This window comes from Copranaerobaculum intestinale (assembly GCF_009831105.1).
GTDB classification, from domain to species: Bacteria; Bacillota_I; Bacilli_A; order Erysipelotrichales; family Erysipelotrichaceae; genus Copranaerobaculum; species Copranaerobaculum intestinale.
Window position 1 is genome coordinate 42,256 of sequence record NZ_WUUQ01000003.1, and the last position, 26,803, is coordinate 69,058.

18 protein-coding genes are annotated in these 26,803 nt (G+C 52.1%); 17 read left to right on the top strand and 1 reads right to left on the bottom strand.

The annotated features are described in order from the left end of the window. Window positions 1-16 precede the first annotated feature (16 nt). The 16 genes from GSF08_RS08735 (at window position 17) to GSF08_RS08815 (ending at window position 23,569) form a co-directional block, all read left to right on the top strand. A complete protein-coding gene (locus GSF08_RS08735) occupies window positions 17-472 on the top strand; it encodes a PrgI family protein (RefSeq protein WP_025487368.1) in 456 nt (151 codons plus the stop codon). Continuing rightward, a complete protein-coding gene (locus tag GSF08_RS08740) occupies window positions 429-2,828 on the top strand; it encodes a VirB4-like conjugal transfer ATPase, CD1110 family (RefSeq protein WP_117698262.1) in 2,400 nt (799 codons plus the stop codon). Before GSF08_RS08735 ends, GSF08_RS08740 begins: the two co-directional genes overlap by 44 nt. Then, window positions 2,828-3,208, top strand: coding sequence for a DUF3851 domain-containing protein (locus GSF08_RS08745; protein WP_430641235.1), 381 nt, complete (start codon window positions 2,828-2,830; stop codon window positions 3,206-3,208). Before GSF08_RS08740 ends, GSF08_RS08745 begins: the two co-directional genes overlap by 1 nt. Beyond that, window positions 3,201-4,937: a CHAP domain-containing protein gene (locus GSF08_RS08750; protein WP_117960385.1), complete on the top strand. Its 1,737-nt coding sequence runs from the start codon at window positions 3,201-3,203 to the stop codon at window positions 4,935-4,937. Before GSF08_RS08745 ends, GSF08_RS08750 begins: the two co-directional genes overlap by 8 nt. Before the next feature lie 29 nt (window positions 4,938-4,966). Next, entirely contained in the window at window positions 4,967-5,221 is a 255-nt protein-coding gene (locus GSF08_RS08755; protein WP_003526242.1) for a DUF4315 family protein, read from the top strand. Continuing rightward, a complete protein-coding gene (locus GSF08_RS08760; RefSeq protein WP_249806025.1) occupies window positions 5,214-5,975 on the top strand; it encodes a DUF4366 domain-containing protein in 762 nt (253 codons plus the stop codon). Before GSF08_RS08755 ends, GSF08_RS08760 begins: the two co-directional genes overlap by 8 nt. A 160-nt stretch (window positions 5,976-6,135) precedes the next feature. After that, window positions 6,136-6,855, top strand: a complete 720-nt coding sequence (locus tag GSF08_RS08770; protein WP_249806026.1) for a conjugal transfer protein TraG — start codon at window positions 6,136-6,138, stop codon at window positions 6,853-6,855. Further along, on the top strand, window positions 6,836-8,935 hold the full coding sequence (locus GSF08_RS08775) for a type IA DNA topoisomerase (protein ID WP_249806028.1): 2,100 nt from the start codon (window positions 6,836-6,838) through the stop codon (window positions 8,933-8,935). Before GSF08_RS08770 ends, GSF08_RS08775 begins: the two co-directional genes overlap by 20 nt. 53 nt (window positions 8,936-8,988) lie before the next feature. Then, on the top strand, window positions 8,989-9,210 hold the full coding sequence (locus GSF08_RS08780; protein WP_430641236.1) for an immunoglobulin: 222 nt from the start codon (window positions 8,989-8,991) through the stop codon (window positions 9,208-9,210). Window positions 9,211-9,216: 6 nt separating this feature from the next. Beyond that, complete coding sequence (locus tag GSF08_RS08785; RefSeq protein WP_160625452.1) at window positions 9,217-12,585, top strand: LPD28 domain-containing protein; 3,369 nt, start codon at window positions 9,217-9,219, stop codon at window positions 12,583-12,585. A gap of 1 nt (window position 12,586) precedes the next feature. Beyond that, entirely contained in the window at window positions 12,587-12,802 is a 216-nt protein-coding gene (locus GSF08_RS08790) for a transposon-transfer assisting family protein (RefSeq protein WP_002576226.1), read from the top strand. 78 nt (window positions 12,803-12,880) lie between these two features. After that, a complete protein-coding gene (locus tag GSF08_RS08795) occupies window positions 12,881-21,670 on the top strand; it encodes an SNF2-related protein (protein WP_160625453.1) in 8,790 nt (2,929 codons plus the stop codon). 1 nt (window position 21,671) lies between these two features. Further along, the gene (locus tag GSF08_RS08800; RefSeq protein WP_117960377.1) at window positions 21,672-22,478 is read left to right on the top strand and encodes a DUF3848 domain-containing protein; all 807 of its coding nucleotides are present in this window, start codon (window positions 21,672-21,674) and stop codon (window positions 22,476-22,478) included. Window positions 22,479-22,480: 2 nt separating this feature from the next. Next, complete coding sequence (locus tag GSF08_RS08805; protein WP_160625454.1) at window positions 22,481-22,819, top strand: plasmid mobilization protein; 339 nt, start codon at window positions 22,481-22,483, stop codon at window positions 22,817-22,819. Window positions 22,820-22,970: 151 nt separating this feature from the next. After that, entirely contained in the window at window positions 22,971-23,273 is a 303-nt protein-coding gene (locus GSF08_RS08810) for a hypothetical protein (RefSeq protein WP_117960375.1), read from the top strand. Next, a complete protein-coding gene (locus GSF08_RS08815; protein WP_008817075.1) occupies window positions 23,270-23,569 on the top strand; it encodes a CD1845 family protein in 300 nt (99 codons plus the stop codon). Before GSF08_RS08810 ends, GSF08_RS08815 begins: the two co-directional genes overlap by 4 nt. A 74-nt stretch (window positions 23,570-23,643) precedes the next feature. Here the strand turns inward: GSF08_RS08815 and GSF08_RS08820 are convergent, their stop codons facing one another. Beyond that, the gene (locus GSF08_RS08820; RefSeq protein ID WP_117960373.1) at window positions 23,644-25,056 is read right to left on the bottom strand and encodes an ATP-binding protein; all 1,413 of its coding nucleotides are present in this window, start codon (window positions 25,054-25,056) and stop codon (window positions 23,644-23,646) included. A gap of 126 nt (window positions 25,057-25,182) precedes the next feature. Between GSF08_RS08820 and GSF08_RS08825 the strand changes: the two genes are divergently transcribed. Further along, a complete protein-coding gene (locus tag GSF08_RS08825; RefSeq protein WP_118482291.1) occupies window positions 25,183-26,595 on the top strand; it encodes a relaxase/mobilization nuclease domain-containing protein in 1,413 nt (470 codons plus the stop codon). Window positions 26,596-26,803: the final 208 nt, after the last annotated feature.

A 26,803-nucleotide genomic window follows, 5' to 3' on the forward strand; every position in this document is an offset into this window, starting at 1 on the left:
GAAGGAGGTTTCCACATTGGCTTATGTACCCGTACCCAAGGACTTAACAAAAGTCAAAACAAAGGTCATGTTCAATCTGACCAAGCGGCAGCTTATCTGCTTCACGGGCGGAGCGCTTATTGGCGTACCGCTTTTCTTTTTGCTCAGAAAACCTACCGGAAACAGTGTAGCGGCTATGTGTATGATGCTGGTTATGCTGCCATTCTTTATGATGGCTATGTACGAAAAGCATGGACAGCCCCTGGAAAAGATCGTGGGCAACATTCTCAAAGTAGCTGTGATCCGTCCCAAGCAGCGTCCCTACCAGACCAATAACTTTTATGCCGTATTAAAGCGGCAGGAAATGCTCGATAAGGAGGTGTATGACATTGTTCACCGCAATAAAAAAATGGCTGCATCGGATGTTCGGGAAAACCGAGGAAAAAACTGTGCAGCCGGTAAAGACAAAGAAAAAGCTGTCCCGCGCCGATAAGAAGCAGATCGAAGCGGCCATTGTCCGCGCCAACCGCACGGACAAAAAAGGAAAATCTGCGCAGGACAGTATCCCTTATGAACGGATGTGGCCGGACGGAATCTGCCGCATATCGGACAGCCACTACACAAAGACCATTCAGTTTCAGGACATCAACTATCAGCTCTCCCAAAACGAAGATAAGACGGCAATCTTTGAGGGTTGGTGTGATTTCCTCAATTATTTTGACAGCTCGATTCATTTCCAGCTGTCTTTTTTGAACCTTGCGGCATCGGAGGAGACCTTTGCTAACTCCATTTCCATCCCGCCCCAGAGGGATGCCTTTGACAGTATCCGCGAGGAATACACCACAATGCTGCAAAATCAGCTGGCCAGAGGTAACAACGGTCTCATCAAGACCAAATACCTGACTTTTGGTATCGACGCAGACAGCATCAAAGCTGCCAAGCCCCGTCTGGAGCGTATTGAGACCGATATACTTAATAACTTCAAGCGTCTTGGTGTAGCTGCCAGAACGCTGGACGGTAAAGAAAGGCTTTCTCAGCTTCATGCAGTATTCCACATGGACGAACAGCTCCCATTTCAGTTTGAATGGGACTGGCTGGCCCCTTCCGGTCTGTCCACAAAGGATTTTATTGCACCAAGCTCCTTTGAGTTCCGCACCGGCAAGCAGTTCCGTATGGGCAAGAAATACGGGGCTGTTTCTTTTTTGCAGATTCTCGCACCGGAGCTGAATGACCGTCTGCTGGCTGATTTTCTGGATATGGAAAGCTCGCTCATTGTGAGTATGCACATTCAGTCGGTGGATCAGGTGAAAGCCATCAAAACGGTAAAGCGCAAGATTACCGACCTTGACCGCAGTAAGATTGAGGAACAGAAAAAAGCGGTCCGCGCCGGATATGACATGGACATCATTCCCTCTGACCTTGCCACATACGGCAGTGAAGCGAAAAAACTCTTGCAGGATTTGCAGAGCCGCAACGAGAGAATGTTCCTTTTGACCTTTCTGGTGCTGAACACAGCGGACAATCCCCGTCAGCTTGGCAACAACATTTTCCAGGCAGGCTCCATTGCCCAGAAGTATAACTGTCAGCTGACCAGGCTGGACTTCCAGCAAGAAGAAGGGCTGATGAGCTGTCTGCCCCTGGGACTCAATCAGATCGAGATCCAGCGAGGACTGACCACCAGTTCTACGGCCATCTTTGTACCGTTCACCACACAGGAATTATTCCAGAACGGCAAAGAAGCTCTGTACTACGGCATCAACGCCCTGTCCAACAATCTCATCATGGTGGATCGAAAGCTGCTGAAAAACCCCAACGGCTTGATTTTGGGTACGCCGGGTTCCGGTAAGTCCTTCAGCGCAAAACGAGAAATCGCAAACTGCTTTTTGCTTACCAGTGATGATGTTATCATTTGTGACCCGGAAGCGGAGTATGCACCTCTGGTGGAGCGTCTGCATGGGCAGGTCATCAAGATCTCGCCTACCTCCACCAACTACATCAATCCGATGGACCTGAACCTGGACTACTCGGATGATGAAAGCCCGCTGTCCCTCAAGTCTGACTTTATTCTCAGCTTGTGTGAGCTGATCGTGGGCGGTAAGGAGGGCTTGCAGCCGGTGCAGAAAACCATCATCGACCGCTGTGTGCGTCTGGTCTATCAGACTTACCTCAATGACCCGCGCCCGGAGAATATGCCCATACTGGAGGATCTGTATAACCTGCTTCGGGAACAGGAGGAAAAGGAAGCTCAGTATATCGCTACGGCCCTTGAAATCTATGTAACCGGCTCCCTCAATGTGTTCAACCACCAGAGCAATGTGGACATCAACAACCGCATTGTCTGCTATGACATCAAGGAACTGGGCAAGCAGCTTAAGAAAATCGGTATGCTGGTGGTACAGGATCAGGTGTGGAACCGTGTTACCATTAACCGTGCCGCCCACAAGTCCACCCGTTACTATATCGACGAGATGCACCTGCTTTTGAAGGAGGAACAGACCGCTGCCTATACGGTGGAAATCTGGAAGCGATTCCGTAAATGGGGCGGTATTCCGACAGGTATTACCCAGAATGTCAAAGACCTTTTGAGCAGCCGCGAGGTAGAGAACATCTTTGAAAACTCCGACTTCGTGTATATGCTCAACCAGGCAGGCGGAGACCGTCAGATACTTGCCAAGCAGCTGGGCATTTCCACACACCAGCTTAGCTATGTGACCCACTCCGGTGAGGGCGAGGGCCTGCTGTTCTATGGCTCCACAATTCTGCCTTTCGTGGACCACTTCCCGAAGAATACCGAGCTGTACCGCATTATGACCACCAAACCCCAGGAACTGAAAAAGGAGGATGAATGATGATGAACCCCAACATTTTGAATCAAAACCCGTTGATGTTTTTTGACAGGGCGGTAAATGCCCAGCGCAGCCAGCTGCTTACGGTCATGGCCGATGCGGTAAGTGAGTGCCGCACGGCGGCAGATCAGGCAGCCGAACTGAATGAGACCGGTCAGGTGGGGCTGCTCCGTCTGGCAGAGGTCTGGAGCACCATCCGTGCCAAGGAAGGTATGAGTGGTCTGGTTCTGGAAGGAACCGAAGCGAAAATCCTGTCCGATGTGGTGGCACAGTTTTACGCCTACCTGTCCGGTTGTATGTTCAACGATCCTGTGGGAATGGCCATTTATGCAGAGCTGCACTACATGATGTCCTCCCTCATGCTGGGAGAATGGTTTGAATAAGGAGCCGCGCCTGCGCTTTACTGATGAGGAACGGTCTGACCCTGCACTGGAAAAGCCGATCCGTAAAGCGGAGAAAGCTGCGGCCAGAGCAGATAAGGCGCAGGCCAATATCCCAAAGAAAAAGGTCAGGCAGACGGTCATCGACCCGGATACCGGAAAAAAGACCTCGAAGCTGACCTTTGAGGACAAGAAAAAGCCACCCTCCAAACTTTCTCAAGGGGTCAAGGAAGCTCCCGTCCATCTGGTTGTGGGCAAGCTCCACAAAGAGATCCGGGAAACAGAACAGGACAATGTGGGCGTGGAAAGCGCCCACAAGTCCGAGGAAGCGGTGGAGACCGGCGCTTATCTGGTGCGGGAGGGCTATCGCAGCCACAAGCTGAAGCCGTACCGCAAAGCAGCACAGGCAGAGCGCCAACTGGAAAAGGCAAATGTAAATGTTCTGTACCAGAAATCTTTGCAGGAAAATCCCCAGTTTGCCAGCAATCCACTTTCCCGCTGGCAGCAAAAGCAGGCCATCAAAAAGCAGTATGCCGCCGCCAAACATGCCGGTCAGACTGCTGGAAATACTGCCCAGGCTGCATCCAAAACAGGAAAAGCCGCAAGGACGGTAAAAGAAAAGGTACAGCAGGCAGGGGCATTCGTCATGCGCCACAAGAAGGGTTTCCTGATGGCAGGGGTTTTGTTCCTCATTACCTGTATGCTGATGAATACCATGTCCTCCTGCTCCATGATGGCGCAGAGCATCGGTTCCGTTCTCTCCGGCACCACCTATCCGTCGGATGACCCGGAAATGCTGGCGGTGGAGGCAGATTATGCAGCCAGAGAAGCCCAGTTGCAGGAGGAAATCGACAACATAGAAAGCAGCCACCCAGGGTATGACGAGTATCGCTATGACCTTGGTATGATCGGCCATGACCCTCATGAGCTGGCAGCATTTCTGTCTGCCGTTTTGCAAGGCTACACCCGGCAGAGCGCTCAGGCAGAGCTGGCGCGTGTGTTTGCAGCACAGTATCAGCTGACGCTTACTGAGGAAGTGGAGATTCGCTACCGCACGGAGACCTCCACCGACCCGGAGACCGGCGAGACCACCTCAGAAGAAGTCCCCTATGAGTATTACATTTTGAATGTGAAACTCGCCAGCAAGCCCATTTCCGCTGTGGTGTCGGAGCTTCTGACCCCGGAGCAGATGAAAATGTATCAGGTTTACCGGCAGACCATGGGCAATAAGCCGCTGTTGTTTGGCGGCGGCTCCCCTGATACCAGCGGCTCGGAAGATCTGTCCGGTGTGCAGTTCATTAACGGTACCCGCCCCGGCAATCCTCAGCTGGTGGAACTGGCCAAGCGTCAGGTGGGCAATGTGGGCGGTTATCCCTACTGGAGCTGGTACGGCTTTGACTCCCGTGTGGAATGGTGCGCCTGCTTCGTATCCTGGTGCTATAACCAGGCAGGAAAAAGTGAACCGCGCTTTGCAGGCTGTGAGTGGCAGGGCGTTCCGTGGTTCCAGTCCCATGGACAATGGGGTGCAAGAGGCTATAACAATCTGGCTCCCGGAGATGCAATTTTCTTTGACTGGGATTTGGATGGGACAGCAGACCATGTAGGTATCGTGATCGGTACGGATGGCAGCCGTGTTTATACCGTGGAGGGAAATTCCGGCGATGCCTGCAAGATCAAAAGTTATGACCTGAATTATCAAAGCATTAAGGGCTACGGCCTGATGAACTGGTAACAGAGATTTTTAAGAAGGAGTGATAGACGATGGCAAAGAACAAAATTGAGCGCATTGACCAGGAGATTACAAAGGTCCGCGAGAAGATCGCAGAGTATCAGGAAAAGCTCAAGGCGCTGGAAGCACAGAAAACCGAGGCAGAAAATTTGGAGATCGTTCAGATGGTTCGTGCGTTACGCATGACTCCAGCACAGCTGAACGCTATGCTTTCCGGTGGAATGAACCACGGCAGAGATACAGCACTGTCGGAATCAAATAATCAGGAGGCTACCGCTTATGAATAAAAGAATTTGCAAAACACTTTCCGCCTTTTGCCTGACAATGGTTGTGGCATTTGGCTTTACGATCCCTGCTTTTGCACAGGGGTCAGAACAGGCTCCGGCGGCACCGGCAGAGGATTCTACCAATGACAGCAATGTGATTGTGGAAGAAACAGAACCGGCACCGGCACTTACACCAGATGGCAATGCCGCTCTGGTGGATGATTTTGGTGGCAATAAGCAGCTCATTACCGTTACTACCAAGGCTGGCAACTATTTTTACATTTTGATCGACAGGGCTAATGAGGATAAAAAGACTGCTGTTCACTTTCTGAACCAGGTGGATGAAGCGGATTTGATGGCACTGATGGAAGATGGAAATGCCAAAGAGGAGCCGCCTGCGGTGTGCAGCTGCACGAAGAAATGTGAAGCAGGGGCAGTCAATACGGCCTGTCCGGTCTGTGTAACGGATAAGAGTAAATGTACGGGAAAAGCACCGGAACCTCCGGCAGAAACACCGAAGCCAGAAAAAGAGAAGCCTGCCGGACTGAACCCGGCTGCGCTGATCCTGCTGCTGGCTCTGCTTGGTGGAGGTGGTGTATTTGCCTACTTGAAGCTCGTTAAGAACAAGCCTAAGACCAAGGGCAATGACAGTCTGGACGATTATGATTATGGCGAGGAAGATTCCGAGGAATGGGAAACCGAGGATGAGGAGTCGGACGAGCCGGATGCTGACGGGGGCAGCGCAGAAGAAGATGACGAGGACAGCGTGAAATGACCCGTTTCACAGACAGTCCCTATGAACGCATGATGACACGCAGGCCGGAGGGCGGGAAGGAAACTTCCCGTCCTCCCTCTTTGCCCCAAAGCCACCCCTGTTATGGCTGCGGAAATTATGGAAGCCCCTGCGTAGGTGTCTGCCACCGTGAGATGGAACGATGGCTCAAAGAAAGGAAACGAAAAAAATGAGTGTTCTGATTATATTTATCAAGCTGATTGCTGTTTTTGACCTGCTGGTGATCGCCGTGTATTTTGGCGGCGACATTCTTTCTACCATGTTAAACAAACTTCGGAGAAAGCCAAAGCAAGATGACCCCTTTGATTTCTCCTTAGATACCGTGACAGTTTCATTGTCCATAGATTCTATCCGTCAGCTTTATTCCGGTGACGCGGCAGAGTTTGTGGAAGAAAAGATCCTGCCAAATGCGGGGAAAACAATGGCCGTTTTAACGGAACAAGAACAGACGGCGACTCGTCTGCTCTTATCTGCTCTGATCGGTTTTCTTGCAGCAGAAGCTCCTATGGATGAACAGAGCTTTCCTTTGATGATGGAACTTCTGAACTGCATGGAAGGGGAAAAAGAAGATGGTTGCCAGGATGCAGTAGATAGTTTACTTGAAGATGCCGCCTGCAATACCCGCCGTCACGAAGAATATTACAGCAATTATCAACGCTACCAGCTGATGCAGGTGGATAAAACCCGTGTCATTTTGGCTTGCCGCATCATCATCAATGACCTGCTGGGGAAACTGTACCGCTATGACTACCGGTTTGGTTATAACCTGCTACTGGATGAGGAAAACAGCATAGAGAAAAAACTGCACACGCCTGTGCGGGAAGAATGGGAGGTTGAAGAATATGAAGCTGGTGATTGCTGAAAAACCATCAGTTGCCCGGAGTTTGGCGGCGGTGATCGGTGCAACTGCCCGTAAGGACGGGTATCTGGAGGGCAACGGCTGGCGTGTCAGCTGGTGTGTGGGCCATCTGGCCGGTCTTGCGGACGCAGACAGCTATGACCCCAAGTACGCCAAGTGGCGATATGATGACCTGCCTATTCTGCCGGAGCATTGGCAGATGGTAGTGGGAAAGGATAAGAAAAAGCAGTTTGATATTCTCAAAAAGCTGATGAACGCCCCGGATGTGACGGAGGTAGTAAATGCCTGTGATGCCGGACGCGAGGGCGAGCTGATCTTTCGCAGCGTCTATGAGCTGGCAGACTGTCAAAAGCCTATGAAAAGGCTCTGGATTTCTTCGATGGAGGACTCTGCCATAAGGGAAGGCTTTGCAAATCTGCGCCCCGGTGCGGATTATGACGGACTTCGGGATGCTGCCCTCTGCCGTGCCAAGGCCGACTGGCTGGTGGGGATCAATGCGACAAGGCTTTTTTCCGTGCTGTATCACCGAACCCTCAACATCGGGCGCGTGATGTCCCCGACGCTGGCGCTTATTGTTCAGCGAGAAGCTGAGATCGACACCTTTAAGCCGGTTCCCTTTTATACCGTGGCGCTGGAACTGCCCGGTCTTACCATATCCGGGGAGCGCATGGCGGATAAGGCCGCTGCTGAGCAGCTGAAAGAAGCCTGCCAGGGTGCAGCTGTCACGATCAAAAAGGTGGAGTGCAAGGAAAAATCCGAAAAGCCGCCTGCCCTCTATGACCTGACTACTCTGCAAAGAGATGCCAACCGCCTGCTTGGATTTACAGCCCAGCAGACCCTGGACTATCTGCAAAGCCTGTATGAAAAGAAGCTCTGCACCTATCCCCGTACTGACAGCCGCTATCTGACCGGTGATATGGCAGACAGCCTGCCGGTGCTGGTGAATCTGGTTGCCAATGCTATGCCATTTCGCAAAGGGATCGCCATTACCTGTGATCCGCAGACGGTCATCAACGACAAGAAAGTAACCGACCACCACGCAGTAATCCCTACCAGAAATCTCAAGGATGCAGACCTTTCTGCCCTTCCTGCGGGAGAAAAAGCGGTGCTGGAGCTGGTGGCCCTGCGTCTGCTGTGTGCCGTGGCCCAGCCCCATATCTATTCGGAAACCGTTGTGATTGCAACGTGTGCCGGTAGGAAGTTTACTGCCAAAGGAAAAACGGTGAAGCACCCCGGATGGAAAGCACTGGAGGACGCCTACCGTGCCAAAATGAAGGATGCAGAGCCGAAAAAAGAGGGCGCAGAGAAAGCCCTGCCGGAGCTGACCGAAGGACAGATCCTTTCGGTTGCTGCTGCAATCGTCAAAGAAGGCAAAAGCAGTCCGCCCCAGCACTTTACGGAGGACACCCTGTTGTCCGCGATGGAGACTGCCGGAAAAGAGGATATGCCGGAGGATGCCGAACGAAAAGGTCTGGGGACACCGGCCACCCGTGCCGGTATTTTGGAAAAGCTGGTATCTGCCGGTTTTCTGGAACGAAAAAAGAGCAGGAAAACGGTGCAGCTTCTCCCTTCCCATGATGCAGTTTCCCTGATCACCGTTCTGCCGGAACAACTGCAATCGCCGCTTTTGACTGCCGAGTGGGAGTACCGCCTGGGCGAGATCGAGCGCGGGCAGCTTGCCCCGGAGGAGTTTTTGGACGGGATCAGCACCATGCTGAAAGACCTGGTGGGGACTTATCAGGTCATCAAGGGAACGGAGTACCTGTTCACTCCGCCCCGTGAGGTGGTGGGCAAATGCCCTCGCTGCGGCGGGGAGGTTGCAGAACTGCAAAAAGGCTTCTTCTGTCAGAATGATTCTTGCAGATTTGCAATCTGGAAAAACAACAAATGGTGGGCTGCCAAGAAAAAAGAGCCGACCAAAGCTGTGGTGTCTGCGCTGCTGAACGATGGCCGTGTCCGTGTGACGGGGTTATATTCGGAGAAAACCGGCAAGACCTACGATGCCACTGTGGTTTTGGAGGACGATGGACAGTATGCCAATTTCAAGCTGGAATTTGACCAGCGGAAAGGAGGCAGCCGATGAAGCTCTCTTTAGTGGAACGGGAAACCATTCTCCTCTATAACCAGGAAGAACCAATGGCTGAGGTTTACACCCACGATCCCCATCTGATGGAGAAGCTGGAACTGCTGGCAAAAAAGCACCCCGACCAGATCATCCGAAAGGACGCCCATAACTTTACCGTCCCCAAGCGGTGTGTATCAGTCAGGGAGCCATACAGCGCAGAACGCCGCAAAGCTGCCAGTGAGCGTGCGAAAGCTGCCGGATACCAGCCTCCTGTGAGAAAGCCCAGCAGTTAAAGGCACATGGCAGAGAATGTATTTGAAGCAGTCAAGCTGTCAGTCAGCACCAGAGAAGCGGCAGAGTTTTATGGGATAAAAGTCAGGCGAAATGGCATGGCCTGCTGTCCTTTTCACGATGATAAGAACCCCAGCATGAAGGTAGACCAGCGGTTCCACTGCTTTGGCTGCGGTGAAGATGGGGATGTGATCGACTTTACCGCAAAGCTCTTTGACCTCTCCCCAAAAGAAGCGGCGGAGAAACTGGCACAGGACTTTGGCCTGATCTATGACAGTCAGGCCCCGCCCCGCAGGAGATATGTCCGGCAAAAAACCGAGGCACAGAAGTTTCGGGAGGATCGACAGCGCTGTTACCGTGTACTGTCCGATTACTACTATCTGCTGAAAAAATGGGAAGCCGACCGTTCTCCCAGGACACCGGAGGAAGAACCGCACCCCCGCTTTGTGGAAGCAATCCAGAAGAAAACCTATGTAGAGTACCTGCTGGACCTTTTTCTTTATGAAAGTGAAGAAGAACAAAAGGCATGGATTGCAGAACACACAGCAGAAATCACACACTTGGAAAGGAGATTGAAAATCATGGCTGAGAATAAACCCACCAACCGAGAACGGCTAAGGGAAATCACAGATGGCATCGAGCAGGGTATCAAAGAACTGTTTGAAAGCGAAAAGTATATGCGTTATCTGTCCGTCATGTCCCGATTTCACCGCTATTCGGTAAACAACACCATGCTCATCTATATGCAGAAGCCGGACGCCACTTTGGTAGCCGGATACAATAAGTGGAAAGACCAGTTTGAGCGTCATGTAAAAAAGGGCGAGCATGGCATTACCATCATTGCCCCCACACCGTATAAGAAGAAAATCGAGGAGCAGAAACTGGACCCGGATACCAAGGCTCCGATTCTGGATAAAGACGGAAAGATCGTCACAGAGGAAAAAGAAATCGAAATCCCCATGTTTCGTCCGGTCAAGGTCTTTGATGTGAGCCAGACCGACGGGAAACCTTTGCCGGAGCTTGCTTCCTCCCTTTCCGGCAATGTGCCAAATTATGAGGCATTCATGGAGGCTCTGCGCCGCAGTGCGCCGGTGCCGATCACTTTTGAAGCAATGGCCGCCGATACGGACGGCTATTTTTCTGCCGATCATCAGAAAATCGCCATTCGTCAGGGCATGAGTGAGGTGCAGACGGTTTCGGCCACAGTACACGAGATTGCCCACAGCAAGCTCCACAATCAGAAAAAGATTCAGATTGCCAATGACGAGCAATATCAGGAGATCGAGCTGTTTGATAAACCCGGTCTGTTCTCCAATGGGCGGATTGTCCGTGATAATCTGCCGGAGGGCGTTTATTGCTATGACCTGTGCGGTTCTGACTACGACCCCGGAGAGCCGGTCTGTGTAGAAGAACAAGTAGTTGTAAACCATGCAGGTTCCGTTCTGCTGACAGAGCCGCTGGAGCTGGCGGAAGATGGACGCCTGATGCTGACCGAGGAAGAAGGGCTGAATTTTGTTGGCGGCTTTTCTACCCTCACCCAGTTTTTGCAAGAACAGAGGAAAGACCGCCACACGGAGGAAGTGGAGGCTGAAAGCATCTCCTATGCGGTCTGCAAATATTTTGGCATTGAGACCGGAGAAAACAGCTTCGGCTATATTGCAAGCTGGAGTCAGGGCAAGGAACTGAAAGAGCTGAGAGCCAGTTTGGAGACCATCAATAAGACCTCCGGCACTTTGATCTCTGACATTGAGCGCCACTATAAGGAAATCTGCAAAGAGCGTGGGATTGATCCCCATGCAAAGGCAGAGCCGGAAACCGCCCCGATAGAGCAGCCAACCGGCAATCTGACTTACTATGTGGCAGAGTGCATGGAGTTTCCAAACCTCGGAGAATACCACGATAACCTGTCTTTGGAGGAGGCGGTCCGCATCTATCAGGAAATTCCGGCAGAGCGAATGAACGGGATCAAAGGAATTGGTTTTGAGCTGAAAGACGGAAGCGACTATGAAGGACCGTTTCCGATTTTGACCGGGCAGACCATTGACCTGGACACTATTCAGGCAATCGACTATTACCGTGACAATCCGCTGGTACAGAAAGCGGTAAAGGAACTGGCTGCGACCATGCCGGAAATGGAGGTACTGGGGGCGGATGCCAACCAGCAGGAGGCTTTGTTTCTGATCAACGATACTACCTATCTTCATATCCAGCCTTGTGACAGCGGATGGGACTACACTCTTTACGATGCTGCGTCCATGAAAGAGCTGGATGGTGGTCAGCTGGATATGTCGGAGCTTTCCCGCAAAAATGCAGTTCTCCAGATTTGTGATGACAACAATCTGGACAGCACTTCGCTCAGACACGCTCCTATGTCCATGATTGAGACCTTGCAGGAAGCGGCCTATCAGCAAATGCAGGCAGAGACCAGTCAGATGATTGCTTCTTCCCAGTTGCCGGAGGCACAGGAGCAGGCACTGGATGAATACCCCATGCCGGATGAGCAGGTCTCCACACCGGATATGCAGGAATATGGCTACTCCTATGATGGGATGCTCCCTGTTACCAGAGAACGGGCGCTGGAACTGGATGCCGCCGGTTTGACCGTCTATGTGCTGCATGAGGACAATACGGAGAGCATGGTGTTTGACCCGCAGGAAATCATGGATCATGGCGGTCTTTTCGGTGTGGACCATGAGGAATGGGAGAAAAGCCCTCAGTTCCACGAAAAGGTCATGGAGCGTCAGGAACATCAGCAGGAACGCGAACAGGCATTTCTATCCCAGAACAGAGATTGCTTTGCCATCTATCAGGTGAGCCGTGACGATCCGCAGAATGTGCGCTTTATGAATCTGGATTGGTTAAAGTCCCATGACATTTCCATAGACCGCAGCAATTATGACCTCATTTACACAGCTCCGCTAAGTGCGTCTGGCACTGTGCCGGAGCAGTTGGAAAAACTCTATCAGCAATTCAATCTGGAAAAGCCCGTGGACTTTCGCAGTCCCTCCATGAGTGTCAGTGACATCGTTGCGATCAGACAGGACGGTAAGGTATCCTGTCATTACTGTGACAGTGTTGGCTTTACCCAGATCCCCGGATTTCTGCCGGAAAATCCGCTGAAAAATGCGGAGATGGCCGTGGAGGATGATTACGGCATGATCGACGGTATCATCAATAATGGCGTAAAGGAACCTACGGTGGCAGAGCTGGAACAGCAGGCCCGCAGCGGTCAGCCCATTTCCCTGATGGATCTGGCTGCCGCTGCCCATCGGGAGGAACGGGAAAAGAAAAAGTCCGTCATGGAGCAGCTGAAAAGCCAGCCCAAGGCAGAACACAAAAAGACAGCGCCCAAAAAGAGTGCGGAAAGGGAGATTTGATATGGGAAACTTTACTTTTGAGGAAATGAACCTGATGTGCATTTACAATACCGGTAGCCGCACCGGACTGATCGACAGCCTGCGTGAGATGCGCGGCGAGCTGGCCCCGGAGGAAACCGAGCTGCGGGAGTTGACAGACAGCGCACTGGGCAAGCTCCAGGCCATGAGTGATGCCGAGTTTGCCGAGCTGGAGTTGTATCCGGATTTTGACCAGTAAACACTATAATCGCAGGGATGGGGTGGCAATATGCCACCCCACCTTTTTACCCCAAAACTGAAAGGAGGACAGAACACTATGCCAACCAAAGCTGAACTATATGCACAGATGGCGGAGAAGGTAACAACGCAGCTCACGGGGAGCTGGCAGGAATGGGCAGGGTTTCTCACCACTGCTTCCCGACTTTACAAGTACCCGTTCCATGAGCAGTTGATGATCTACGCCCAGCGTCCGGACGCCACCGCCTGTGCAGAGTACGATTTGTGGAATGAAAAGATGGGCCGGTATGTAAGGCGCGGCTCCAAGGGAATTGCTCTGGTGGACGATTCCGGGGACAGGCCCCGCCTGCGCTATGTTTTTGATATTTCCGACACCGGAACCCGTGAACATTCCCGCACTCCCTGGCTGTGGCAGCTGGAGGAGAGCCATTTGGATTCGGTGCAGGCCATGCTTGAGCGCACCTATGATGTTTCCGGTGATGACCTTGCCGGACAGCTCACCGAGGTAGCCGGAAAACTGGCTGAGAAATACTGGACGGAGCATCAGCAGGACTTCTTCTATATCGTTGACGGTTCCTTTTTGGAGGAATATGATGAGTATAACATCGGAGTGCAGTTCAAGGCAGCCGCCACCGTCAGCATCACTTACGCTTTGATGTCCCGCTGTGGACTGGAGCCGGAACGCTACTTCGACCACGAAGATTTCATGGCGATCTTTGATTTCAACACCCCGTCCACCATCGGGGCGCTGGGAACAGCGGTCAGCCAGATCAACCAGCAGGTGCTGAGGCAGATCGGCGTTACCGTCCGAAATGCAGAGCGCGAAGCCAACCAAGAAAGGAGCAAACAAGATGAACAATCCCATGACCTATATCCAGAACGGAGACTATCTGATTCCCGACCTGAAGCTGAGCCAGCAGCCGGAGAAACCCTTGGGCAAGTACGGAAGGATGAGGAAAACCTACCTGAAGGAACACCGTCCCATCCTCTACAACCAGATGCTGCTGAGCGAGAAGCTGTACCCGCACCTTCTGGAGATCGACGAGACCGCCCAGAGCAGACTGGAGCAGATGATGCCCCAGCTGGCGAAGGAAGCGGGAGCCACCGAGGAACTGAAAGCCAGCGATCCCATGAAGTGGGTGGGGCTGATGAACACCTGCAAAGCTCAGGCCGAGGAAATCCTGATGGCGGAGCTTATCAACAGCTGACCCTAAACCTGTTCCTTTCCGAAGCGGAGCAGATCCAATCCATAGATGAAGCAGAGAATGTAGCGCATACATCCTCTGCTTTTTCTTTTGCCCAAAATGATATTGACCATGTGCTGCGTTTGGGCGGCAATACAGATCGTCAGAGGGAGCGTGTGGTTGCAGCATTTGAAAAGCAGAAAACCACCGCTGAGATTGCCGAGATACTGAAAACGCTGTACCACGGCGGCAACGGCCTTGGCAGTGTGAGTGCATGGTATGCCGAGGATGGTATCCATCTTTCCCACGGGAAGTCTGTCCGTTATGACAGGTCTGCCCAGGTCATTTCCTGGGAGAGTGCCGCAGAGCGCATCGGGGAACTTTTGGAAAGTGGCCAGTTTGCCTCCAATGTGGAGCTTGCAGAAGCGGCAGGCTATGAACGCTCCCTCCTTGCAGAAAAACTTTGGCATCTGTACCACGATTTCAGCGATAAAGCCAGAGATTCCGGGTATCTGTCCTGTCTGTCCGGTATTCAGAGAACCGGGTTCCCGGAAGAAACTGCATGGCTTGCCGAGCAGCTGAGTGACCCGGCTTTCCGCCAGACCCTCAAGGAAGAATACGCCGCCTTCTGGACTGCCTATCAGCAGGACCGTGACCTGTTGCGCTTTCATTACCATAGGCCAAGGGAAATTTGGGAGAACCTGAAGGATCTTGACCTGCCACGCAGAACTTTTTCTTCGGACCTTTCCCAAGTGCCAATCGTCCAGCACTTTATTACCGAGGATGAGATCGACGCCGCCATGACCGGCGGAAGCAGTTTCGCCGGAGGAAAAGGCCGTATCTATGCGTTCTTCATGGCAAACCATACGGATAAGGAGAAAGTGAGATTCCTCAAAGACGAGTATGGCATTGGCGGACGCTCTCATGCCTTGTCCGGCGCAACACACAGCGGCGAAGATCACGATGGGAAAGGACTGCACTATAAAAAGCAGGACTGCCCGGATGTTCACTTGAACTGGGAAAAGGTTGCCAAGCGCATTACCTCACTTGTCCAGAAAGACCGCTATCTTACCGAACAGGAACAGGCGCAGTATGACAAAATCCAGGCTGAAAAGGAACTGGCAGAAGAAGATGTCATTCAAACACAGCAGCCGGAGGTGGAGAAAGAAACGCCAAAGCCTATCCTTCGGGAGCAGTTTGAGCAGTATAAGCCTGTGGTGACTGCCGCTATTTCCGAGGATGCCGCATACCGCAATGCCTGCGGGCATTCTGACCGTGAAAATGCTGTCATCGAGGGCAATGCCGCTGTGCGCCGTGCGGTTCTTGGTTCTAAGGATATGGAGCTGATCCGACTCTATTCGGATGTGCCGGAGTTCCGTCAGCGTCTGCACCGGGAAGTGATCGACGAGACCTATCCAAAGCTCCATGAACTTCTGCGCCCTCTTTCTCAGGAAGATATTGATACTGCCCTTTGTGCATGGAACGGCAATATCGAGAGTAAACACGCTGTTGTCCGCTATATGAAAGACCATGCAAGAGAAAAAGATACCGCCGCATGGCTGGCTCAGGAATACGGCGGCAGTAACAGCAACAGCCTGTTCGTTGTCCGTGCCGGCAGCCCGGAGGAAACGCAGCTGCCCTGGACGAAGGTACAGCGCAGGCTTGCCCAGCTCATTCAGGAGGACCGGTTCTATACCGAAGAAGAACAGGACCGTTTTGACGACATCGACCCCATCGCCATCCGGGAAGCTCTGGAGGAAAGAGGGATCGTCAACGGCCAGGTGGCAGACCCGGAAAAACTGGACAATGATCCGTTTATCCAACAGGTGATGTCGGATGTAGAGCAGATCGCAGCTGCTGAGACAGAGCAGACTTCCGAAGTTGCTATTTCCGATGAGGAATATGATGCAGTTCGCCGCCCAATTCCGCAAAGAACATCCTATGACCCAGCTGCCCCGGTCTATGCCGTGGGCGATACCGTGTATATCGAGGATGACGCCTATCAGATCACCGAGCTGCGGGAGGACACCGTACAGCTTCTGCCCACCGGGATGGTATATCCCATCTACCGGGCAGAGCGCAAAGAACAGTTCGAGCAGCTGCTTCGGGCAGACCGCCGCAATGCTTACTATACCGAGTTTCTTCCTACTGACCCGGACAAGGCAGATCAGGACTTGCGGGATGTATTGGCTCATGGACTGATGGATGAAGCGGATAAAAAGCAGATTTCCACGCTGCTGCAATCCGGCAGGAGCAACAGCGAGATCGCCTACTGGCTGAGCAGAGCCTATTCCGGTGAGATCGAGACACTGAATCTGGAGACCGGCGATATTGCCGATTACCGTACCACGGCACAGGGCATAGAACTGGAAGTCATGGATGCAGAGGAAAAGCGTCTGGCTATGCTGTATTTCCGCTGGGATGAGGTTGCGCCTTTGCTGCGCGGGATGTATGCCCGTCAGCAGGACGGTTTTGGACAGGAACAGCCCCAACCGGCTGCCGAATCCCCGGCCTTCCATTCCGAGACTGTGGCCGTCTATCCGGGCGATAAGAACAATCTGCCTTATGATGTGGTGGTGGAACGACTGCATATCGAGGAGCCGGAGCCGCCAGCCCCTGTGACTGAGCCGGAGAAAACCTTTGAGGAAGTGTTGGATGAACACCCGGTTTCCATTCAGGTCAATGGCCAGTGGCAGACCTTTCCCAATGCCAAAGCTGCCGAGGAAGCATCTTATGAGGAATACAAGGCTAACCTGCGCCGCAATGCAAAAAACTTCCGCATTACCGATGAGCATTTGGGCGAAGGCGGTCCGAAAGCCAAGTTCCAGGCAAATGTCAATGCGATTCGTTTGCTGAAAGAGCTGGAAGCTGCCGGACAGCAGGCAAGCCCCGAACAGCAGGAGGTTCTTTCTCGATACGTGGGCTGGGGCGGTCTCTCTGATGCCTTTGACCCGGAGAAACCGGCATGGGCTTTAGAGTATGCCCAGCTGAAAGAGCTGCTGACCACGGAGGAATATGCCGCCGCCAGAGGCTCCACCTTAAACGCCCATTACACCAGCCCTACGGTCATTCAGGCCATCTATGAAGCGGTGGACCGTATGGGATTTGAGACCGGAAATATTCTGGAGCCGTCTATGGGTGTGGGCAATTTCTTTGGTATGCTGCCGGAGAAAATGCGAAACAGCCATTTGTACGGTGTGGAGCTGGACCCGGTTTCCGGGCGCATCGCAAAGCAGCTCTATCCCAAGGCGGACATCACAGTAGGCGGCTTTGAGACCACAGACAGGCGTGACTTCTTTGACCTTGCCATCGGCAATGTGCCGTTCGGTCAGTATCAGGTCAATGACAAAGCCTACAACAAGCTGAATTTCAGTATTCATAACTATTTTTTTGCCAAAGCACTCGACCAGGTGCGTCCCGGCGGTGTGGTAGCTTTTGTGACCTCTCGATATACCATGGACGCCAAGGATTCCACCGTGCGCCGCTATCTTGCCCAGCGTGCTGAGCTGCTGGGAGCTATCCGTCTGCCTAATGACGCGTTCAAAAAGAATGCCGGTGCCGAGGTGGTATCGGACATCATCTTCCTCCAAAAACGGGACCGCCCGTTGGACATCGTGCCGGAATGGACCCAGACCGGACAGACGGAGGACGGGTTTGCCATCAACCGGTATTTTATCGACCACCCGGAAATGGTGCTGGGCAGACAGGAGCCGGTAAGCACTGCACATGGTATGGACTACACCGTGAACCCCATCGAGGGACTGAAGCTTTCCGACCAGCTGCATGATGCTGTGAAGTACATTCATGGCACTTATCAGGAGGCAGAGCTGCCGGAGCTGGGCGAAGGCGAAGCCATTGGCACCTCCATTCCTGCCGATCCTAATGTGAAGAACTATTCTTATGCCATTGTAGACGGGCAGGTGTACTACCGGGAAAACAGCCGTATGGTGCGCCCTGACCTCAACACCACCGCAGAAGCCCGCGTAAAAGGTCTTGTGGGACTGCGTGATTGTGTGCAGGAACTGATCGACCTTCAGATGGATGCAGCGGTTCCAGACAGCACCATTACCCAAAAGCAGGCGGAACTGAACAGCCTCTATGACAGCTTTTCTGCCAAATACGGTCTCATCAATGACCGTGCAAACCGTCTGGCCTATGCAGACGATTCTTCCTATTACCTGCTCTGTGCGATGGAAGTCATCGACGAGGACGGAAAGCTGGAGCGCAAGGCAGATATGTTCACCAAGCGGACCATCAAGCCCCATCAGGCGGTGGCTGTGGTGGATACGGCAAGTGAAGCACTGGCGGTGTCCATCTCGGAAAAAGCCTGCGTGGATATGGACTATATGAGCCAGCTTACCGGAAAAACAAAAGAAGAACTGGCCGGAGAGCTGCAAGGCGTAATCTTCCGTGTACCGGGACAGTTGGAGCAGGACGGAACGCCCCATTATGTGACCGCCGATGAATACCTTTCCGGCAATGTACGCCGCAAACTGCGTCAGGCGCAGCGGGCCGCACAGCAGGACCCGGTTTATGCAGTCAATGTGGAAGCTCTTAGCGCCGCCCAGCCCAAAGACCTGGATGCGTCGGAGATCGAGGTGCGTCTGGGCGCTACCTGGATCGACAAAGAGTACATCCAGCAGTTTATGTACGAAACCTTCAACACCCCGTTTTATCTCCAGCGCAGTATCGAGGTCAACTATTCGTCCTTTACCGCTGAATGGCAGATCAAGGGGAAATCTTCCGTATCCTACAACGATGTGGCAGCCTACACCACCTACGGAACCAGCCGTGCCAATGCCTACAAGATTTTGGAGGACAGCCTGAACCTGCGGGATGTCCGTATCTATGACACCATAGAGGACGCAGACGGAAAAGAGCGCCGCGTGCTGAACGCCAAGGAGACCACCCTGGCTGCCCAAAAGCAGCAGGCTATCCGGGAAGCCTTCAAGGACTGGATCTGGAGAGACCCGGAGCGCCGACAGACTCTGGTGCGCCAGTACAACGAGGAAATGAACTCCACCCGTCCCCGCGAGTATGATGGCAGCCACATCACTTTTGGGGGCATGAACCCGGCCATTACCCTGCGGGAACATCAGCTGAATGCCATTGCCCATGTGCTGTATGGCGGTAATACTCTGCTGGCACACGAAGTGGGCGCAGGCAAAACATTTGAGATGGTGGCCTCTGCGATGGAGGCTAAACGCCTGGGCTTATGCCAGAAATCTCTCTTTGTGGTTCCAAACCACCTGACCGAGCAGTGGGCGTCGGAGTTTCTGCGCCTCTATCCTTCTGCCAACATCTTAGTCACAACCAAAAAGGACTTTGAGACCCATAACCGCAAAAAGTTCTGCGCCCGTATTGCCACCGGTAACTACGACGCCATCATCATGGGACACAGCCAGTTTGAGCGTATCCCCATCAGCCGGGAGCGTCAGGAACGGCTTCTCTATGAACAGATCGACGAGATCACCGAGGGCATCGCAGAGGTGCAGGCCAGCGGCGGCGAGCGTTTTACCGTCAAGCAGCTGGAGCGTACCAGAAAGTCTCTGGAAGCCAGACTGGAAAAGCTGCAAGCCGAGGGGCGAAAAGACGATGTGGTAACCTTCGAGCAGCTGGGTGTGGACCGTTTGTTTGTGGACGAGGCCCACAACTATAAAAACCTGTTTCTATACACAAAAATGCGGAATGTGGCTGGTCTTTCCACATCGGACGCGCAGAAATCCTCCGATATGTTTGCCAAGTGCCGCTATATGGATGAGATCACCGGAAACCGTGGCGTGATTTTCGCCACCGGCACCCCGGTCAGCAACTCCATGACCGAGCTTTACACCATGCAGCGTTACCTTCAGTATGAACGCTTGCAAGAGCTGAACATGACCCACTTCGACTGCTGGGCTTCCCGCTTTGGGGAGACCGTCACAGCATTGGAGCTGGCACCGGAAGGCACCGGCTACCGGGCAAGAACGAGATTCAGCAAGTTCTTTAATCTGCCGGAGCTGATGAACCTGTTCAAAGAAGTGGCGGACATTAAGACTGCCGACCAGTTAAATCTCCCTACCCCGGAAGTGGAGTACCACAACATCGTGGCGCAGCCCACCGAACATCAGCAGGAAATGGTCAAAGCTCTTTCGGAGCGTGCATCGCTGGTACACAGCGGAACTGTTGACCCGTCCCAGGATAACATGCTCAAGATTACCTCGGATGGCCGTAAGTTGGGGCTTGACCAGAGGATCGTCAACCAGATGCTGCCGGACGAACCTGGCACAAAGGTCAATCAGTGTGTGGACAACATCATGCAGATCTGGCGGGACGGCAAAGCTGACAAGCTGACCCAGCTGGTGTTCTGCGACATTTCTACACCGCAGGCAAAAGCTCCTGCAAGCAAAGCGGCGAAAACGCTGGATAATCCACTGCTTCACGCATTGGAAGGCGCTGTGCCTCTGCCGGAGCAGGAACCGGTCTTTACGGTATATGACGATATTCGTCAGAAACTCATTGCTCAGGGAATGCCTGCCGACCAGATCGCTTTTATCCATGAAGCCAACACCGAAGTGCGGAAAAAGGAGCTGTTCGCTAAAGTCCGTACCGGTCAGGTGCGTGTCCTTTTGGGCAGCACCGCCAAGATGGGCGCAGGCACCAATGTGCAGGACCGTCTGGTGGCACTTCATGACCTGGACTGTCCGTGGAGACCGGGAGACCTTGCCCAGCGCAAGGGCCGTATCGAGCGCCAGGGCAACCAGAATCCTCTTGTCCATGTGTACCGCTATGTGACCGAAGGAACCTTTGACGCATACCTCTGGCAGACGGTGGAGAATAAGCAAAAATTCATCAGCCAGATCATGACTTCTAAATCGCCGGTGCGCTCCTGCGATGATGTGGATGAAACCGCCCTCAGTTTTGCAGAGATCAAGGCTTTGTGTGCCGGAGACCCCCGTATCAAAGAGCGTATGGATTTGGATGTGGAGGTATCCCGCCTGAAGCTGATGAAAGCCGACCACCAGAGCAAGCAATATCGTCTGGAGGACCAGCTGCTCAAATACTTCCCGGAGGAGATTGAAAAGCACAAAGGCTTTATCAAGGGCTTTGAATCCGATCTGGAGGTTTTGACAGCTCACCCGCACCCGGAGGACGGTTTTGCTGGTATGGAGATTCGTGGAGACCTGCTGACCGATAAGGAGAACGCCGGTGCAGCCCTTTTGGATGCCTGCAAGGAGGTCAAAACCTCCGATCCGGTGCAGATCGGCAGCTACCGGGGTTATGCCATGTCCGTGGAATTTTCCGCTTGGAAACAGGAGTATACGCTCCTGCTGAAAGGACAGATGACCCACCGGGCAACCCTTGGTACAGACCCTCGCGGAAATCTTACCCGTATCGACAATGCCCTCGCCCAGATGCCCCAGCGTCTGGAGGCGGCAAAGGCCCAGCTGGATAACCTCTATCAGCAGCAGGCTGCCGCAAAAGAGGAAGTCGGAAAGCCATTCCTTTATGAAGAAGAACTGACAAGCAAAAACGCCCGTCTGGTGGAGTTGGATACCCTGCTCAACATCGACGGAAAGGGGCAGGCACACACCGAGTCTGTTGTTGCCAAAAGCACACGGCCTTCGGTGCTGGATAACCTAAAACGCCCGGTGCAACCCCGCAGTACAGACAAGAAACCAAAACAGCATGAGGAGGTGCGATAACATGAATACTAACGATCTGAATACAGCTCTTTATGAAAAGATGGCTGCCGAACAGGACAAGTTCCGGGACTGGCTGAAAAGCCAGCCCCCGGAAGAAATCCTGCACCACACCTATGAATATACTGTCCGCGAGGACATCGTGATGGCAATGGAGGAGCCGGATCTGACCGACGCCCAGGCCCAGGCACTTTTGGAATCTTCTTCGCCGCTGGCGGATGTGTACCGCTACTTTGAAAAGCTGGAGACCGGCTACATGGATGTGATCCGGGACAGCATTGAAAGCCGTGCCGACGATGTATGCAGAGCCAAAGAGGAACTGCGAACAACACCGGTCTATCCACATTCTGCTGCCTATGCGTCCGAGCATGGGGAAATGGCACAGTACAACCTCTCATATCAGGCGAACAGCGCCTGCAAAGAAGCCATTGAGCAGACCATCAGCGCCCACTATGCAGAGAATCGGCTGGATACGGAGGCGGCGGTCAAAGATGTGCTGGAAAAGTTCGGGACGGAACGGGTACAGTTTATTCTTGCCAACACCATCCAGCGCAAGAACTATGACGGGCGTATCTCTCAGGACAATAAAGCATGGGCAAAAAACATTCCTACGCTGGAGGACAGCGGCGCTTCCCGCCACTGTGCCTATCTGGTGGTAGATCAGGTCAATCCCGGTTTGACCGACCTGTTCACCAGACAGTTCCGAAAAGTCGCTCAAGAACAGCAGAAAAGTTCTGTCCTGCAAAAGCTCAAACAGGAGTTGCCCGCCCATAAGTCTGCCGCCCCGAAAAAACGGGAGCCGGAGCGATAACCATGGCAAAGCGCAAGCGGGATGTTCCGGTTTTGTTTTGGGTGTCCGCAGAAGAACAGGAGCTGATCCATCAAAAGATGCAGCAATACGGGACAGAGAATTTGAGTGCTTATCTGCGGAAAATGGCGCTGGATGGTTATGTGGTCAAGCTGGAACTGCCGGAGCTGAAGGAGTTGGTCTCTCTGATGCGTCGAAGCAGCAACAACTTGAATCAGCTGACCCGCAAAGTGCATGAGACCGGGCGGGTTTATAATGCTGACTTGGAGGATATATCCCAGCGGCAGGAACAACTGTGGGAGGGTGTGAAGGAAATCCTTACCCAACTCTCCAAACTTTCATAACAGGGATAGATACTCCATTTGCGGAGGGAGGAACGGCGTTTCTTCGCCGCACCTTCCTCCGCTTTTTCTTTTTGTCTGTATCCTTGTCTTTTGCCTGTCCGTACCGGATAATATGAGTAGAATAAGAAGCGTAGCAAAGGAGTGAAAACAGATGCTGACCTTTGAAAGGGTGCTGGAGATTTTTGCGGATTACCTGACCGCAGACGAGACCATAGAAGTTTATATCAGCCGCCATGGATGTGTAAGAGTTGAATTTGACCAAGATTTTCACTATTGCTCTGGCGAGGTGTGCCATACTCCCAAGGAACTGTTCGACCTCTTAGCCGATGATTACCGGACTTATCTGGAGATTGAACTGACCAAAGGAAAACGGGAAGTGACGGAAGAGGATGAGAGAGAAGCGGATGCCCTGTGCAAACGGCATCTGGAGCGTTGGAAGGAGGAACAGGAATGAAGATTTTGAAATGTCTGCTGATGATCGTAACTGCACCGGTCGTTTTGGTGTTGACGCTTTTTGTCTGGCTCTGCACGGGGCTGATCTACATATCCGGTCTGGTGCTTGGTCTACTAAGCACGGTAATTGCTCTGCTTGGCGTGGCTGTGCTGATTACCTATTCCCCGCAGAATGGTGTGATTTTGCTGGTTATGGCATTTTTGATTAGCCCGATGGGGCTGCCGCTGGCTGCAATCTGGCTACTGGGAAAGGTGCAGAGTTTGAAATTTGCGATACAGGATTGGGTGTATGGGTAAATGATGTGAATATAATTTGGAATGAAAAAGAAGCAGGACAATGGGAGATGAGACCCAATGCCCTGCTTCTCTGTTTATTCGGAACGAACTGTAATATATTTTTGATTGCGACTTTTAGGTTTATCGGGAATAGTCATTTCTAATTGCCCGGATTCTAAAAGCGGATTGATATGTTTCAAAGTGAAGTTTCTTAAATCTTTGAAGCCGCAAAATACTGCAAGCTCTTTCTTGGATTTTGGTGTTGTGCAAAAAGCCAAAATCTGTTTGGACACCGTTGATAGTTCAATATCTTGGTGGGTAACTTGGTGGATAACTTGGTGGGTGTCATCCTCTAAGTTGTAGTTTACATTTTTCAAGATGACCCTGAAATCTGTTGCTGTTGAGGAAAATTCAGGCTTATATGCCGCTGTATATCCAGGTAGCTTTTCGGTTTCACTGACGATTTTGCGTAGGCCACTTCCACGGCGTTCCATGTACTTCATGCGATGGAACAGGTCAGCAATCACAGGGTTTCGCCGCATGGAACGGATACTGTAAATATCATATTCCTGAATTGATCCACCGCCAAACATACCGCCCGGAGATGTGATTTCCACCCGATCATCAAACATATCAATATGGATTTCGCTGCCAAGCACAATATAATCACGATGGATAAGCGCATTGACAAGAGCCTCTGTCACAGCTCGTTCAGCATAATCCGGTTTGTCTACACGATACTGTGCCTTTTTGACAAAACGGACTTTGGAATTATTGCGAATAAATTCACTGCCGCTGTTCAGTAAATAAATTAAATTTCCCTCGTATTCTTTATCGTCCAGCGCATCATCAAAGATAGAGCCTTTTTCCAAGCCATTCCACCGGGTACAGAACATACGGGAGTTATAAACCGTGTGCTGATCGGTCATGAGTTTTCCGGCATTGGTCAGGAGTCCATTTTTATCAGTCAAACCAAAGGAAACATAATCGGATGGCTCAAAGCGGAGACCGGTCCGTTCCAGATAGGTTGCTTCCAGAAGTGTAAAGCTGTAATCCTTTTTTACCGCGTCTGTTGTTAGGGTATCAAAGGACTGATTGGTTCCCTTTAAGATCAATTCATTCACAATGTAATCAGGGGCAATTACGCTTTCATTTCCAACACGGATATATGCCTCCATCACGCCGTCTGCCTTGTAATAATATGGGGTGCTACGGCCAGGAGAAACCTCCAGAGCTAATAGATTTTTACCATCTTCCTGTAATGGTTTTAAGATAAACTGAGGTAATGGTGTGATACGTTCTTTAATTAAGCGGCTGATCGCCTCAGCATCCTTTTGAACATCGGACAAGCCGATAGGTTTCCGGTCATCAGAGATTCCGAAAAACAGAGTGCCGCCGATTCCATTGGAAAAGGCACTGACACTTTTTAACCAGCTTTTTGGCTTTTTTATTTCGAGAGCAACTTTGAAATCACATTCTGTTGCTTCAGCAATGAGCTGTTCTATCATAGAAATCCCTCCTTTGAGGTTGTAGAAAGTTCTTTTTTATTATACCCAGCGGAGAAAGTTATTGCAACGATAGAAGCAAAGAGTTCAGCGAAAACAAAAATATTTATGAGAGGAGGGCCTTCTATTATGGCAACTACAAGAATTATGCCGCTTCATGTCGGCAAAGGCCGCACAGAGAGTCGGGCGATCAGTGACATCATCGACTATGTGGCCAATCCAAAGAAAACAGATAACGGCAGGCTCATTACCGGCTATGCGTGTGACAGTCGGACTGCGGATGCAGAGTTTCTTCTGGCAAAGAGGCAATACATTGCCGCTACCGGACGAGTGCGCGGCGCGGATGATGTGATCGCTTACCATGTGCGCCAGTCATTCAAACCCGGTGAAATCACGCCGGAGGAAGCAAACCGCCTGGGCGTGGAATTTGCCAAGCGGTTTACCAAGGGCAATCACGCCTTTGTGGTCTGCACCCACATAGACAAATCGCACGTTCATAATCACATCATCTGGTCGGCGGTCAATGCAGATTGTGACCGAAAATTCCGCAACTTTTGGGGCAGCACCAGAGCCGTCCGGCGCTTGAGCGATACCATCTGTATCGAGAACGGATTGTCCATTGTGGAGGACCCAAAACCCCACGGAAAAAGCTACAACAAGTGGCTGGGCGAACAGGCCAAGCCCTCCCATCGGGAACAGCTGCGTGTGATGATTGATAACGCATTATCACAAAGTCCTGCTGACTTTGAAGAACTGCTGAAGCTGTTGCAAGAGTATGGTTGTGAAGTCTCAAAGCGCGGAAAATCGTATCGACTGAAACTCTCTGGTTGGGAGAAAGCCGCCCGCATGGACAGTCTGGGCGAAGGATATGGATTGGAAGATTTGCGGGCAGTTCTCTTAGGGAAGAAAGCACATACCCCGCGAAAGAAAACAGTCACACAGGCAGAGCCGCCAAAGATCAATCTGCTGGTGGACATTCAGGCAAAATTGCAGGCTGGAAAAGGCGCTGGCTATGCTCGATGGGCTAAGGTGTTCAACCTCAAGCAGATGGCGCAGACCATGAATTACCTGTCAGAGCACAACCTGCTGGAGTATGCGGTTTTGGAAGAAAAGGCTGCGGCTGCCACGGCACATCACAATGAACTTTCGGCGCAGATCAAAGCGGCTGAAAAGCGCATGGCAGAGATCGCTGTTCTGCGTACTCACATCGTAAATTATGCCAAGACCCGTGAGGTCTATGTGGCATACCGCAAGGCGGGTTACTCTAAGAAATTCAGGGAAGAACATGAGGAAGAAATTCTGCTCCACCAGGCTGCTAAGAATGCCTTTGATGAGATGGGCGTCAAGAAGCTGCCCAAGGTCAAAGAGTTGCAGACAGAGTACGCGAAATTGTTGGAAGAAAAGAAAAAGACCTATGCCGAGTATCGGCATTCCCGTGAGGAAATGCGAGAACTTTTAACGGCAAAGGCCAATGTGGATCGGGTCCTGAAAATGGAGGTAGAACAGGATGTTGAAAAAGAAAAAGACCACGGCCAGCGGTAAGCTGGTCCTGGTCAAAAGCGTTCGCAGAACGCGTAGCCACAGAATGAAATTCTGTGTTCAAAGGGGCTTGGGGGCGCTGCCCTCAACAAGCAAGCGGAGAGGAAAATCACGGAGGGATTTTCTTCTCTGCGGGCCTGTGTGTATTAACACAGGCATTGCTTGCCTCTTTTCTCTGGAAATAAAAAGAACCAGTGAGAAAATCGTTAAA

Excerpts from the sequence above, each read along its gene's own strand:
- GSF08_RS08745 (WP_430641235.1), top strand. The coding sequence starts at position 2,828 with ATGATGAACCCCAACATTTTGAATCAAAACCCGTTGATGTTTTTTGAC.
- GSF08_RS08755 (WP_003526242.1), top strand. The coding sequence starts at position 4,967 with ATGGCAAAGAACAAAATTGAGCGCATTGACCAGGAGATTACAAAGGTC.
- GSF08_RS08760 (WP_249806025.1), top strand. The coding sequence starts at position 5,214 with ATGAATAAAAGAATTTGCAAAACACTTTCCGCCTTTTGCCTGACAATG.
- GSF08_RS08770 (WP_249806026.1), top strand. The coding sequence starts at position 6,136 with ATGGCTCAAAGAAAGGAAACGAAAAAAATGAGTGTTCTGATTATATTT.
- GSF08_RS08775 (WP_249806028.1), top strand. The coding sequence starts at position 6,836 with ATGAAGCTGGTGATTGCTGAAAAACCATCAGTTGCCCGGAGTTTGGCG.
- GSF08_RS08780 (WP_430641236.1), top strand. The coding sequence starts at position 8,989 with ATGGCTGAGGTTTACACCCACGATCCCCATCTGATGGAGAAGCTGGAA.
- GSF08_RS08785 (WP_160625452.1), top strand. The coding sequence starts at position 9,217 with ATGGCAGAGAATGTATTTGAAGCAGTCAAGCTGTCAGTCAGCACCAGA.
- GSF08_RS08790 (WP_002576226.1), top strand. The coding sequence starts at position 12,587 with ATGGGAAACTTTACTTTTGAGGAAATGAACCTGATGTGCATTTACAAT.
- GSF08_RS08795 (WP_160625453.1), top strand. The coding sequence starts at position 12,881 with ATGCCAACCAAAGCTGAACTATATGCACAGATGGCGGAGAAGGTAACA.
- GSF08_RS08800 (WP_117960377.1), top strand. The coding sequence starts at position 21,672 with ATGAATACTAACGATCTGAATACAGCTCTTTATGAAAAGATGGCTGCC.
- GSF08_RS08805 (WP_160625454.1), top strand. The coding sequence starts at position 22,481 with ATGGCAAAGCGCAAGCGGGATGTTCCGGTTTTGTTTTGGGTGTCCGCA.
- GSF08_RS08810 (WP_117960375.1), top strand. The coding sequence starts at position 22,971 with ATGCTGACCTTTGAAAGGGTGCTGGAGATTTTTGCGGATTACCTGACC.
- GSF08_RS08815 (WP_008817075.1), top strand. The coding sequence starts at position 23,270 with ATGAAGATTTTGAAATGTCTGCTGATGATCGTAACTGCACCGGTCGTT.
- GSF08_RS08820 (WP_117960373.1), bottom strand. The coding sequence starts at position 25,056 with ATGATAGAACAGCTCATTGCTGAAGCAACAGAATGTGATTTCAAAGTT.
- GSF08_RS08825 (WP_118482291.1), top strand. The coding sequence starts at position 25,183 with ATGGCAACTACAAGAATTATGCCGCTTCATGTCGGCAAAGGCCGCACA.